Source organism: Bradyrhizobium sp. LLZ17, from assembly GCF_041200145.1.
In the GTDB taxonomy this organism is placed as follows: Bacteria; Pseudomonadota; Alphaproteobacteria; order Rhizobiales; family Xanthobacteraceae; genus Bradyrhizobium.
Genome location: NZ_CP165734.1, coordinates 1,700,109 through 1,712,408, shown reverse-complemented (window position 1 = coordinate 1,712,408; position 12,300 = coordinate 1,700,109). Strand labels below are relative to the sequence as shown.

At 64.2% G+C, this 12,300-nt stretch carries 11 protein-coding genes and 2 pseudogenes; 5 read left to right on the top strand and 8 right to left on the bottom strand.

The window, feature by feature from the left end; all coding sequences use genetic code 11:
• Nucleotides 1–41: 41 nt before the first annotated feature.
• Nucleotides 42–224 carry a hypothetical protein gene (locus AB8Z38_RS08590; RefSeq protein WP_369724241.1) on the bottom strand — a complete coding sequence of 61 codons (183 nt, stop codon included), beginning with the start codon at nt 222–224 and terminating at the stop codon, nt 42–44.
• Between the two features lie 210 nt (nt 225–434).
• A pseudogene (locus AB8Z38_RS08585) lies at nt 435–685 on the bottom strand (sulfur globule protein precursor).
• Nucleotides 686–997: 312 nt separating this feature from the next.
• On the opposite strand from AB8Z38_RS08585, the gene ndk reads away from it, so the two are divergent.
• Both ndk and AB8Z38_RS08575 read left to right on the top strand, forming a co-directional pair.
• The gene (ndk, locus tag AB8Z38_RS08580; RefSeq protein WP_018456271.1) at nt 998–1,420 is read left to right on the top strand and encodes a nucleoside-diphosphate kinase; all 423 of its coding nucleotides are present in this window, start codon (nt 998–1,000) and stop codon (nt 1,418–1,420) included.
• Between the two features lie 44 nt (nt 1,421–1,464).
• Nucleotides 1,465–2,325 (top strand): TerC family protein, encoded by an 861-nt coding sequence (locus AB8Z38_RS08575; RefSeq protein ID WP_369724238.1) that lies wholly within the window; start codon nt 1,465–1,467, stop codon nt 2,323–2,325.
• Here the strand turns inward: AB8Z38_RS08575 and ppx are convergent, their stop codons facing one another.
• The 4 genes from ppx to AB8Z38_RS08555 all read right to left on the bottom strand — a co-directional run bounded on the left by ppx (nt 2,326) and on the right by AB8Z38_RS08555 (nt 7,489).
• Nucleotides 2,326–3,828, bottom strand: a complete 1,503-nt coding sequence (gene ppx / locus AB8Z38_RS08570) for an exopolyphosphatase (protein WP_369724236.1) — start codon at nt 3,826–3,828, stop codon at nt 2,326–2,328.
• 15 nt (nt 3,829–3,843) lie between these two features.
• On the bottom strand, nt 3,844–6,033 hold the full coding sequence (locus AB8Z38_RS08565; RefSeq protein WP_369726776.1) for an RNA degradosome polyphosphate kinase: 2,190 nt from the start codon (nt 6,031–6,033) through the stop codon (nt 3,844–3,846).
• Nucleotides 6,034–6,177: 144 nt separating this feature from the next.
• On the bottom strand, nt 6,178–6,855 hold the full coding sequence (locus AB8Z38_RS08560) for a DnaA ATPase domain-containing protein (protein ID WP_369724235.1): 678 nt from the start codon (nt 6,853–6,855) through the stop codon (nt 6,178–6,180).
• A 91-nt stretch (nt 6,856–6,946) separates the two neighbouring features.
• A complete protein-coding gene (locus AB8Z38_RS08555; RefSeq protein WP_369724234.1) occupies nt 6,947–7,489 on the bottom strand; it encodes a CDP-alcohol phosphatidyltransferase family protein in 543 nt (180 codons plus the stop codon).
• A 154-nt stretch (nt 7,490–7,643) separates the two neighbouring features.
• Between AB8Z38_RS08555 and purM the strand changes: the two genes are divergently transcribed.
• Complete coding sequence (purM, locus tag AB8Z38_RS08550) at nt 7,644–8,717, top strand: phosphoribosylformylglycinamidine cyclo-ligase (protein ID WP_369724233.1); 1,074 nt, start codon at nt 7,644–7,646, stop codon at nt 8,715–8,717.
• Nucleotides 8,717–9,373, top strand: coding sequence for a phosphoribosylglycinamide formyltransferase (purN, locus tag AB8Z38_RS08545; protein ID WP_369726775.1), 657 nt, complete (start codon nt 8,717–8,719; stop codon nt 9,371–9,373). Before purM ends, purN begins: the two co-directional genes overlap by 1 nt.
• Nucleotides 9,374–9,472: 99 nt before the next feature.
• Here the strand turns inward: purN and AB8Z38_RS08540 are convergent, their stop codons facing one another.
• Entirely contained in the window at nt 9,473–9,679 is a 207-nt protein-coding gene (locus AB8Z38_RS08540) for a cold-shock protein (RefSeq protein WP_007591938.1), read from the bottom strand.
• A gap of 377 nt (nt 9,680–10,056) precedes the next feature.
• Here AB8Z38_RS08540 and AB8Z38_RS08535 point away from each other — a divergent pair.
• Nucleotides 10,057–11,243: pseudogene (locus AB8Z38_RS08535) on the top strand (autotransporter outer membrane beta-barrel domain-containing protein).
• Nucleotides 11,244–11,252: 9 nt separating this feature from the next.
• On the opposite strand, the gene AB8Z38_RS08530 reads toward AB8Z38_RS08535, so the two are convergent.
• Nucleotides 11,253–12,293: a LysR family transcriptional regulator gene (locus tag AB8Z38_RS08530; RefSeq protein WP_369724229.1), complete on the bottom strand. Its 1,041-nt coding sequence runs from the start codon at nt 12,291–12,293 to the stop codon at nt 11,253–11,255.
• Between the last annotated feature and the right edge of the window lie 7 nt (nt 12,294–12,300).

Here is a 12,300-nt window from a genome sequence, read left to right as displayed (position 1 = left end):
TCACCGCAAGGCGCCGCGAACGCAACCCGTTTTTGCGCCGGTCAGTTGCGCGAACCGCTCTCGCGATCGCGCTTCTGCAACTCGTTCAGGAGCTGTTCGAGATGGGTCGGGAGCCGCGGCTCGGGCCGAAGGCTCTGCTGAAGCCGTTCGCCCACGGCATCGCAAATCGAGCGGCTGGTGCGCCGGTCGATCTGTTCGCTGTCATTGGCGAAAAGCCCAGTCATTGTGAGGTTCCATGCTTGCAATGTAACGACACGGTACCAAGTCATTGGCCCGCAATTGGTTTCGCCGCGCGTCGGGAAAGCCAGTCATTCTAGTAAAAATTGTATGAATTCGCCGCATCTCCCGAATACACGAGGCCCCGGCGGGGGACGCCGGGGCCTCGCTTGGAGGGTACCGTTGGGGGGCGGTACCTCAGGAAGGTGCTGTCGGGCTCAGTAGCAGCGGTTGATCAGCCGCCAGCGGGGTCCCCAGGGGTCGGGACCAGCCGGCGCACATAGCATCCGCCATAGCCATAAGAGACGGGGGCATAGAAGCGCGGACCACCCCAGCCGTAGCCGTGATGCCAGCCACCACCGCCGTGCCAGCCCCAGCCGCCATGCCAATGAGCGGAGGCGGAGGTCGGTGCCAGCGCGGCACCCAGCGCGACCGCGGCAACCGCAGCAAGCGAAAGTTTCCTCAACATGGTGATCTCCTCAAAACTGCCGGCGCGGGCCTGTCGCGTCGATGGAAAGGCCGCCGAAACGGTCGGCCTCGGGAGGAGGCTTTGGTTTCGATGGACCAGACATTATCGCGGCGCGGCTGAACCAAACCCTGATGGGGCCTTCAGATTGGGTTCATCCGGGTGAAATCGTTGTAATCCATCTTGGAATTGGAGCCCGTGGCGCCGCGTCGAAGTGCCCGTGTGCCCGCTTTGACGGTCGCTTGCCGTAGCGCGACGGCGCCGATATAAGCCCCGCAACTCCGAACCACCGCTTTCTCCTGCAAGGACAAGATCATGGCCATCGAACGCACTTTCTCGATCATCAAGCCCGACGCGACCGCGCGTAACCTGACCGGCGCGGTGAATGCCGTGATCGAGAAGGCGGGCCTGCGCATCGTCGCGCAGAAGCGCATCCGCATGACCAAGGAACAGGCCGAGACCTTCTATGCCGTCCACAAGGCGCGGCCGTTCTTCGGCGAGCTCGTCGAATTCATGACCTCGGGTCCGGTCGTGGTCCAGGTGCTGGAAGGCGAGGGTGCCGTCGCCAAGTATCGCGACGTGATGGGCGCGACCGATCCGTCCAAGGCGGCCGACGGCACCATCCGCAAACTCTATGCGAAGTCGATCGGAGAGAACTCCGCGCACGGCTCGGACGCACCTGAGACCGCCGCGATCGAGATCGCCCAGTTCTTCTCCGGGAACGAGATCGTCGGCTGATCCGTCAGCCCACAGACTAGGTTTTCGGGGCGAAAGGACGCATTTTGAACTGGTTCTGGCAGATCTTCGATCCGGCCACGATCGGGGCATTCGTCACCCAGTTCCGCAATGAGATGGCCGAGCCGACCTTCTGGATTGCGGTCGGCAAGATCATCTGGATCAACATCCTGCTCTCCGGCGACAACGCGCTGGTGATCGCGTTGGCCTGCCGCGGCCTGAAGCCGCGGCACCGGCTATGGGGCATGGTGCTCGGCGCCGGGGCCGCGGTGCTGCTCCGGATCATCTTCACCGGCATCGTCGTGAGCCTGATGGGGTTGCCGTACCTCAAGCTGGTCGGCGGTCTCGCACTGATCGTGATCGCGGCAAAGCTGCTCGTGCCGGAGAACGAGGACGAGGAGGGCGTCGAGTCCGCTTCGCATCTCTGGCAAGCCGTGCAGATCGTCGTGATCGCCGACATCGTCATGAGTCTCGACAACGTCATCGCGGTTGCCGCCGCCGCCAATGGCAGCGTGCCGTTGTTGGTCCTCGGCCTTGCCATCAGCGTTCCTCTCATTGTCGCGGGCGCGGCGCTGATCATGGCTCTGCTGTCGAAGCTGCCGGTCCTGGTCTGGGCGGGTGCGGCGCTGCTCGGCTGGATCGCCGGCGAAGTGATCGCGACCGATCCCGGCATCGCGCCGAAGCTGCACGCGCTGTTCGACGGCCCGCTCGGCGAGTGGCTGGACAGGATTCTCGCCAGCCTGCATCTCCCGCCGCAATTCGCCCATGGCGTCGGAGGCGGCGAATATCTTTGCGCAGCGCTCGGCGTCATCCTCGTGCTGGTCGTCGGATCGATCTGGCGCCGGCGCAGCCTGAGCCTGGCCGCGCTCGAGGCCTCCGAGCGCCACGCAAAAGTCTCGGCCGAGTAACTAGCGTCGCACGATCGAGCCCGCGCGGCCGATGAGCCGCGCAAGCTGCTTGAACCGGCTGCCGACGCGGTCGGCGACGAGATCACCGAGGCGGTGCTCGAACACCAGCATCAAGTTGCGGCCCTGGCTGCGGAAATGGGTCGCGGGCAGCACCCCCGGGCGCGCCGCCGAGATCAGATGCGCGACGCGGAACGCCGCACCCAGCAAACGGGCGCGTTCGAGCTGCGCCGGTGTCAGCAGCTCCTGCATCGTCAGCGGCGGCTGGTTTTCCTCGCTCAGGCCCGCATAGCGATAGAACACCGACAGTCCGACGAAGGCGCGCTCGATGTGGGTGATCGCGCCGAAATTGCCGTTGACGACGAGGCTCAGCGTCTGCTCGCCGCGGTGGTCGGGATGCACGCGCCAGCCGATGTCGGAGAGCAGGCAGGCGGCGTGGCGCAAGCGGCGCTCCTCCTCGGTCTCCCGCAGCTTCACCACGCGCGCGAGGCGGTCGGTCCAGGAGATGAGCTCGCGGGCGTGGCGGGCCGAGCGCGAGAGCAACTGGTTGAGCTCCTCTGCCGCGCAGATCAGCCCGTCCTTGTTGCGTTCGGTGTCCGACAGCTTCTCGTGCAGCAGCCCCTCGCGCACACCGAAGGTCGAGAATACGATTGTCTTGGGCTTCGCCACGCGGATGATGTGCTCGAGCACCAGCGCGGCATAGGTCAGGAGAGGGCGCCTCGCATCCGCGACGGTCTCGATGTCGGCCAGCATGTCGGCAGCCGCAAGACGACGCAGACGACGCGAGAAGTCGAGAGCTTCGGCCGCAGAAATGGAATAGCCGTGCATTACCTGGAGCGGATAGCCGCTCTGGATGATGTGGATGCGCGCAAGCGCACGCCAGGTGCCGCCGACCGCATAAAAGCTGCGGCCGCTGCCCGCCTTGAGCTGCGCCACCTCATCGAGCTCCTCGCGCACGATGCGGTCGGCGCGCTTGAGCGATTTATGCGCAAGGTCCTGGAGTGCGAGACCGCCGAGCGGCAACGTGACGCCGCTGCGCACGCTGTTTTTGCGCACGTCGATCAATTCGAGCGAGCCGCCGCCGAGATCGCCGACGATGCCATCGGGATGATGAATCCCCGAGATCACGCCCAGCGCCGACAGCCGCGCCTCGCGCGGGCCGGACAATATCTCGATTTTGACGGCGCAGATGCGCTCGGCTCTGGCGATGAAGTCGGGGCCGTTGGAGGCGTCGCGGCACGCCGCGGTCGCAATCGCAAACACGCGGCCGACCTGCATCACCCGGCACAGCGCGCGAAAGCGCTTGAGCGAGGTCAGCGCCTTGGCGACCGCATCGGGCGCAAGCAGGCCGGTGCTCTGCACCTCGCGGCCGAGGCCGCACAGCGTCTTCTCGTTGAAGATCGGAATGAGGCTGCGTGTCAGCCCCTCGTAGACGACGAGACGGACCGAGTTGGAGCCGATGTCGATGACCGCGACGCTCGAGCCGCGCTTGCGCGGTCGTTTCACGTCGGCGATCCCCGATCAGGATTGATGACGTTCATTACGGCGCGTGAGACGACGCGGAGACGATTCCTTGAGCGACTTTCCACGGCCAGACAGACTCGGATTTGTCATGAAGTAGTTGTGGACGTTGAAAGGCTCCTCGCCCTTCGCGGTCTTCATACGCGTTGAGGACCCGTCGGGCAACAATTGCCAGCTCTGCTCATTGTCCTTCAGGTTCGCGACCATGATCTGCTCAAGAACCTGCTGATGCACCGTGGGATTCTGCAACGGACACAGCACCTCGACGCGGCGGTCGAGGTTGCGCGGCATCATGTCCGCGGACGAGATATACACAGCCGCTTTTGCGCTCGGCAGCCCCTGGCCCATGCCGAAGCAGTAGATTCGGCCATGTTCCAGGAAGCGTCCGATGATCGACTTGACACGGATGTTCTCCGACAGGCCGGGAATGCCGGGCCGCAGGCAGCAGATGCCGCGCACCACCAGCTCGACCTGGACGCCGGCCTGTGACGCCTCGTAGAGCGCGTCGATGATGTCGGGGTCGACCAGCGCATTCATCTTCATCCAGACCGCGCCCGGCTTGCCGTGACGGGCGTGCTCGGTCTCGCCCTGGATGTGCTGGATGATGCGCTTGCGCAAGGTCAGCGGCGACACCGCCATCTTCTCAAGATCGCTCGGCGCGGCGTAGCCGGTGATGAAGTTGAACACGCGCGCGGCATCGCGGCCGATGGTCGGTTCCGAGGTGAAATAGGAGAGGTCGGTGTAGATGCGCGCGGTGACCGGATGATAATTGCCGGTGCCGGTGTGGACGTAAGTGGTGAGGCTGCCGCCCTCGCGGCGCACCACCATCGAGAGCTTCGCGTGGGTCTTCAGTTCGAGGAAGCCGTAGACGACCTGCACGCCGGCGCGTTCGAGGTCGCGCGCCCAGCGGATATTGGCCTCTTCGTCGAAGCGCGCCTTCAATTCGATCAGCGCGGTGACAGATTTGCCGGCTTCGGCCGCCTCCGCGAGTGCGCGCACGATCGGCGAGTTGTTGGAGGTGCGGTATAGCGTTTGCTTGATCGCGACGACATCAGGATCGCGGGTGGCCTGCTGCAGGAACTGCACCACCACGTCGAAGGATTCATAGGGATGGTGGACGACGAGGTCCTTCTGCCGGATGGCGGCAAAGATGTCGCCGCCATGCTCGCGCACGCGCTCGGGATGACGCGGCACGTAGGGTGTGAACTCCAGATCGGGCCGGTCGAGCCGCGTCAGCTGCGAGAGCTCGTTCATGGCGAGCACGCCGTCGACCAGGAACACCTCGTCGTCGGCGGCCGAGAGCGCATGCTGCACGAAGTTGCGCAGCTGCTCCGGCATCTTGGCGTCGATCTCGAGGCGGATCACCGAGCCGCGGCGGCGGCGCTTCAGCGCGGTCTCGAACAGGCGGACGAGATCCTCGGCCTCTTCCTCGATTTCGAGCTCGGAGTCGCGGAGGATGCGGAAAGCGCCCTGGCCGTGGAGATTGTAGCCGGGGAACAGGCGGTTGATGAACAACGCGGTGGCCTGTTCCAGCGTAATCAGCCGCATCGTGCCGTCGGATGGCAGTCGGATGAAGCGGTCGATCTTGCCGGGCATGCGGATCAGCGCGTTCATCTGCTTGCCGTCGGCAGCACGCGTCAGCTGGAGCGCGATGGTGAAGCCGAGGCTCGGAATGAACGGGAAGGGATGGGCCGGGTCGATCGCCAGCGGCGTCAGCAGCGGAAAGACATTGGCGAGGAAGTAATCCTCGATCCAGGCGCGCTGCGCCTTGGTGACGTCCTTGCCGTCGACCAGCACGATGCCGACATCGGCGAGGGTGCCGCGCAGGTTGGCCCAGATGGCCTGCTGGTCGGAGGCAAGATGGGAGACGGTGCGGTTGATCAAAGCGAGCTGCTCGGACGGCGTCAGGCCGTCGGGGCTGCGCTCGGCGATGCCCTCACGGACCTGAGCCTTGATGCCGGCAACGCGGACCATGAAGAACTCGTCGAGGTTATTCGCCGAAATCGACAGGAATCGCACCCGCTCCAGAACGGGGTGGCTGGGATTGACCGATTCCTCCAGGACGCGCCGGTTGAAATGCAGCCAGGACAGCTCGCGATTGATGAACCGCTCGGGGCTCGAGGCGATCGCCGGCAGGCCCTCGGCTTCTGAGGCTTTATCTTTGATTTCAGCAGCTTGCGCAGAGTCCATCAGAAGTCGGTCCATCCTGTCTCGCCTTAACTTGCGACTTGTGCGCAAAACCGGGGAGAGCATGTGTGAGTGCGATGACGTTTCGATGACATTGATGTTCCGCCGCCCCGCCGCGTCAAGCGGCGTGGGCGCCGGTCGTCTGTATCAGGCGTCGCGCAGCAGTTCAGCGGCCAGTGCCCGCGTTACCGGTCGGCCCAGCCTGAGGGCCTCGCTGTCGAGCAGTTCCACCGCCTGTCGGGCGGCCGCCGAGGACCGCTCCAGACGGGTGGCGAGGTAGCTGACGATGCTCTCGTCCACCGTGAGCTGGCGGTCGGCGCAGAATTTGACGATCAGGCCGCGGAACAACTGGTCGTCCGGTGGCAGGAGCGAAACCACAGGGATCGTGCGAAGCCGAGAGCGCAGGTCGCGGAGCTCGATATCCAGCGCCGTCGGCACCTCGCGACCGGTGAAGAGCACGTAGGCGCCGTCCTCGCGTGCGAGGTTCATCAAGTGGAAGAGTGCGCGCTCGTCAAATTCCTTGGCCTTGAGATCCTCGACCACCAGCGCGCCGGTGGCGAGCGCGCCCGGGACGGAGGTGGCGGTCAGCGCATTGGCTGTGGTGGAACGGGCGCCGGCGTCCTCGGCCCAGATCGCGGCGAGATGGCTTTTGCCGCTCCCTTCGGGGCCGGCAAGCCACATGATGCGGTTCGGCCATTCCGGCCAGCCATCGATCAAGGCGAGGCCCGCTGCATTGGCGGGCCCCTCGAGGAAGTTGTCCCGGCTCAGGCTCTCCGCATGCGGAAGCGAAAACGCCAATTGTCGGGGATGAACGCGGCCTGCCACGCTTGCTTTGCTCCATGCCGGACCGCCGGCCTCGGTTGAAACTGTAGACGTATCGAGCGCGAGTTGGCCTTTTGCGGGGCCTTGTCCCGGTTCAGTTGGCCTCGATCGTGCTCATGTGCCGCAGCCACTCGACCAGATAGAGCGACACGGAGGAGAGCGTGAACACCGTGACGAGGCCCATCAGGATTATATCATAGGGCTGCGCATTGAAGCCGAAGGCAAGCGCGGCCAACACCAGCGCCGCGAACCCCACCTGGGCCACAGTGTTGAGTTTGGACACCTTCGAGGGCTTCATCTCGACCGGCTTGTCGAACAGCCAGGAGACGATCACGGCCGCCACGATCATGATGTCGCGCGACACCACCAGGATCACGATCCAGCGCGGGATCGCGCCCCAGATCCCGAGGGCCATGTAGATCGAGACCAGCAGCGCCTTGTCGGCAAGTGGGTCGAGCAGGGCGCCGAGCTCACTCGTCATGTTGAAGCGCTTGGCCAGGAAGCCGTCCACGGCATCGCTGATGCCCGCGATCAGGAAGACGGCGAACGCGACCTCCATTTGGCTCGACACGATGGCCCAGACGATGATCGGGACCAGCAGGATGCGGCCCAGGGTAATGATGTTCGGTATACTCACGCGGCGCTTCCCGGCACCCGGCCTGACCTCGAATCCGGCCCGTCTGAAGGCTGAACCGGTTGATATCTACATAGTATAGGGCGAGGCGCCTTGCGAGCCATTGCGTGTCCCCGGAATTCGACGTAACCAGCCGCAAACCCACTGGAAATCGGGCATGACCGACCGCAAAAACGGCCTCACATACGCTGATTCAGGCGTCGATATCGACGCGGGCAACCGTCTCGTCGACCTGATCAAGCCGATGGTGCGCGCCACCGCCCGCGCCGGCGCCGATGCCGAGATCGGCGGCTTCGGCGGCCTGTTCGACCTCAAGGCGGCCGGTTTCAAGGATCCCATCCTGGTCGCCGCGACCGACGGCGTCGGCACCAAGGTCAAGATCGCGATCGAGACCAGCCTGCATGGCGGGATCGGCATCGACCTCGTCGCCATGAGCGTCAATGACCTGGTGGTCCAGGGCGCGGAACCGCTGTTCTTCCTCGACTATTTTGCCTGCGGCAAGCTCGATCCGGAGGCGACGGCTGCGATCGTCGCGGGGGTTGCCGAAGGCTGCCGTGAATCCGGTTGTGCGCTGATCGGCGGCGAGACCGCCGAGATGCCTGGGCTCTACAAGGATGGTGATTATGACCTCGGCGGCTTTGCCGTCGGCGCCGCCGAGCGGGGCACGCTGCTGCCGCGCAAGGATATCGCCCCCGGCGATGCCGTGATCGGCCTGGCCTCGTCCGGCGTGCATTCCAACGGTTTCTCCCTGGTGCGCAAGATCGTCGAGCAGTCCGGCCTCGGCTTTGCCGCGCAAGCGCCATTCGCGCCGGTCATGACGCTCGGCGGCGCGCTGCTGGCGCCGACCCGGCTCTACGTCAAATCCTGCCTGCGCGCGATCCGCGAGACGGGCGCGGTGAAGGGCCTCGCGCACATCACCGGCGGCGGTTTTACCGACAATATTCCGCGCGTGCTGCCGAGCCATTTGGGCGTCGGCATCAATCTCGCGCGCCTGCCGGTGCTGCCGGTCTTCAAATGGCTGGCCGCGCAAGCCGGAATGGCCGAGCTCGAAATGCTCCGCACCTTCAACTGCGGCATCGGCATGATCGCAATCGTCGAGCCGGACAAGATCGACAAGGTTATCGAGATCTTCACCGACGCAGGCGAGACCGTGGCGCAGCTCGGGACCGTGATCCCGGCCGACGGCGAGCACCGCGTCGTCTATAACGGTCACCTCGATTTGGCACTATGATGAAGCGCCGCGTCGTCATCCTGATCTCCGGCCGCGGCTCCAACATGGCCGCGCTGATCAAGGGCGCCGCTGCCGCGGATTTTCCGGCGGAGATTTCGCTGGTGATCTCGAACAAGCCAGATGCGCTCGGGCTCGAGCGCGCCAAGGCGGCCGGCGTGAAGACGCTGGTGATCGAGAGCAAGCCGTTTGGAAAGGACCGCGCAGGATTCGAGAGGGTGCTCCAAGCGGCGCTCGACCAGCACGGCATCGAGCTGATTTGCCTCGGCGGCTTCATGCGTCTGTTCACCGCCGAATTCACAAAAGCCTGGTACGGGCGGATGCTCAACATCCATCCCTCGCTGCTGCCCTCGTTCCCCGGCCTGGACCCGCACGGGCAGGCCTTGCGCGCCGGCGTGAAACTGTCTGGCGCGACGGTGCACTTCGTGATCCCCGAGACCGATGCGGGTCCGATCGTAATCCAGGGGGCGGTGCCGGTCAGCGATAACGACACGGCGGACACGCTCTCGGAGCGCATCCTCGAAGTCGAGCACCGCATCTATCCGGAGGCGCTGCGGCTGCTCGCCAGCGGCAAGGTCCGGATCGAAGGCGACGTCTGCAAGACGGCGGGAAGCGGGCCGTCCGAAAATTTTCTGGTTTCGCCCATCGTGGCGAGCTGAACCGCCGTCGCGCAGGCCTTGCATTGTTGTCGCAAACAAAATCCCCCGGCGGAGCCGGGGGCAACGTCATGGTCTCTCGCTTGTCAGGCTCGAGAGAAATCAGGAGACCTTGAGGTTTTCCGCGGATGCTTTGCCGCGGTTTTCCACGAGGTCGTATTCAACCACCTGGTTTTCGTTGAGGGTGGAAAGTCCGGCACGCTCGACGGCGGAGATGTGGACGAACACGTCCTTGTCACTGCCGTTCGGCTTGATGAACCCATAGCCCTTGGTCGGGTTGAACCATTTGACGGTGCCCTTTTGTGGCATCGTAGTCTCCTCCGCTAGATACAAAAAAGACGCGGCCGCTTTTCGCGTGCCACGCCACAAACGGGCTTCCGGTAGTCTGTTCGAGTCTTGAGTCTCAAGGTCGCGAAACGCACAGCCGAGCGCCAATTCCGATTGTGTCCGATATTGCAACATGAAAATCGCGCGTTAGCAAGCCGCGCGCGAATTTCAAGACCGGTTCGGGGACGGCCTTCTGCAATTTGCGAGCTGTGGCCGCGGAACCACAATCGAGGGTAATCGCCTCGGCCACAGCCCGCCAACCGGTTGACCCTCCGTGGCAGTTCAGCACAAATCACCGCAGGTGCGTGCCGTTCGTGTTGCATTTTTGCGCGCAGTCATTCGCTTCAGGATTGGTCATTATGAGCTGCCCATTGCAGCCCTCCGGGACATTGCAGACGATTGGGCTGGATCGCCTTCGCCGCATTGTGATGGCGATCGCCACGACCTTTGTGCTCGTCGTCATGATCTCGGCGGCGACGCCCGCTTTGGCGCAGAGCCCGACACCGACGCCGACGCCTACTCCGACACCTTCTCCGACACCGACCCCCACGCCGTCTCCGAGCCCGATCCCGATCCCGATCCCGACGTCGATCAATTACGACCAGTCGGCCGGAAACAGCACGCTCAATCTCGGTTCAGGCTTCCTGGAGCGGCTGGGAAACCAGGCGTCCGGCGGTTTCAATCGGGCGTTCCGCAGCAATCCCGGCGGCGGCGGGGCGTCCGAGGGCACGGAGGATCCGCGCTTCCGCACCTGGTTCGAGGGCTACGGCGTCGCGGTCCGGACCGATGCGCAGGGCGATTTCGTCGGCGACAAGCGCAAGACATTTGGCGGCGTCGCCGGCTTCGGCGCGCGGGTTGCGCCTGGCGTCAATCTCGGTTTCTCCGTGGATCAGAGTCATACCGACATTGACGTGCCGCTCGCGTTGCAATCGGCGACGCTGGACATGACCCAGATCGGATTCAACGGCTCGCTTGATAAAGGGCCGTGGACCTGGGCCTTCGCGGTGGTGCACGGTTTCGGCAAGGTCCATTCCAGCCGCGACACCGGCTTTGGCCTTGCCACTGCGGGCTATCGCGCCGCGGTCGATGGCGCGCTGACCGAGATCAGCTATTACTGGACCAAGGATCAGATGCGGGTCGTGCCCAAGGGCGCGCTCGAATATGTCCGCGCCACCGGCGCGGCGTTCCAGGAGGCGGGGGGCTTGATCCGCTCAACGTCGGTTCGACCGCGATTTCACGCGCGCGCGTCATGATCGGCGCTGAGATCGGGCGCTACTTCATCTTCGACCGGAAGATCCTCGATCTGTCCGCCTACGGCAAGTTCGTCGACAATTTCGATCAGAACCTCGGCTCGGTCCAGGTCAGTCTCGGGACCCAGAACATCGTCGTGCCCGGCATCGGCGAAAGCCGTTACGGTATGGATGCCGGCGCCTCCGCCTCGCTCAGCCTGACCAACACCGCGCGGCTCTACGTCAATTACGACGGCAAATTCCGCAACGAGCTCACGTCGCACCAGGGCACGGTCGGTTTCGAATACAAATGGTGAGGCTGCCGCCTAAATCGGCATCGCCGCAACATAGCCCGTCAATCCAAAACCCTCGCGCGCGGCCGTCATCATCGGAACCAAGGCGTTCGGATGAATGAATTCGTCGCGGAAGCATGGGTAGATCTTGGGATCGAAAATCTTCTTCAGCCAGTCGACGACGATCTTGTGGCGCTCGGAGGTGCGGAACTCGCTGTGATAGGTCAGCCAGAGATCGGCGTGATGGCTGACGCTGAGATCGACGGCAACGAGCGGTGCGCCGAGCGCGATCGACACCGTCGGCAGGAAACCGATGCCGGCGCCGCGCTCCACCGCATAGAGCACACCGACGGAAGAGTTGGTCTTGATCCCGACGATGCCTTCCAGCGACTTCAATCCGAGGACGCGGGCGTAGGCGCTGTCGTCGACCTGCGGCGCATTCTGCTTGACGATGCGGTGGTTCTTGAGGTCGGCGAGAGTGGCGGGCACGCCGTAGAGCTTCTCGTAGTCCCTGGAGACGAAGGGATAGATGTGCAGCCGGCCGAGCTTGGCCACGATCAGATCTGGATTGGTCGGTGGTTCGAGCTGGATCGCGATGTCCGACTCCAGCCGCGCGACGTCGGCCTGCTCCATGGCGCAGCGCAGATCGACCGCGATCTTGCGGTAGGTTTTCTGGAAATCGATCAGCCGCGGCAGGATCCAGAAATTGCCGGGGCCTTCCGTCACCGCGATCCGCACGGTGCCGGATGCATCGTTCGAGGTACGTGAGGCGCGCCGGAAGACGTTGAAGGCGTGACGTTCCATATGCCCGACGTCGGCAATCATGGCGGTGCCTTCGTCGCTGAGGGTGAGCCCGCTCTGGTCGCGCAGAAACAGCTTGCAGCCGATGCTCTCTTCGAGCCGGTCAATCCGGCGCATCAGGGTCGTGCTGGTCTGCCCGAGCTCTTCGGCAGCGTTGCGGAAGCTTTTGTATTTTGCGCACGCCAAGAACAGCTTCAAATCGTCCCAGGACGCGTCCAGGGCTTCTTCACTGTGCTGCATCAATGCAGCACCCCGGTGCAATACTTGCTGCATACGCAAA

Bases quoted from the DNA above. Each gene is read 5' to 3' on its own strand.
- AB8Z38_RS08540 (WP_007591938.1), bottom strand. From the start codon at position 9,679: ATGCCACAAAAGGGCACCGTCAAATGGTTCAACCCGACCAAGGGCTAT.
- AB8Z38_RS08590 (WP_369724241.1), bottom strand. From the start codon at position 224: ATGACTGGGCTTTTCGCCAATGACAGCGAACAGATCGACCGGCGCACC.
- purM (WP_369724233.1), top strand. From the start codon at position 7,644: ATGACCGACCGCAAAAACGGCCTCACATACGCTGATTCAGGCGTCGAT.
- ndk (WP_018456271.1), top strand. From the start codon at position 998: ATGGCCATCGAACGCACTTTCTCGATCATCAAGCCCGACGCGACCGCG.
- AB8Z38_RS08565 (WP_369726776.1), bottom strand. From the start codon at position 6,033: ATGGACTCTGCGCAAGCTGCTGAAATCAAAGATAAAGCCTCAGAAGCC.
- AB8Z38_RS08530 (WP_369724229.1), bottom strand. From the start codon at position 12,293: ATGCAGCAAGTATTGCACCGGGGTGCTGCATTGATGCAGCACAGTGAA.
- purN (WP_369726775.1), top strand. From the start codon at position 8,717: ATGAAGCGCCGCGTCGTCATCCTGATCTCCGGCCGCGGCTCCAACATG.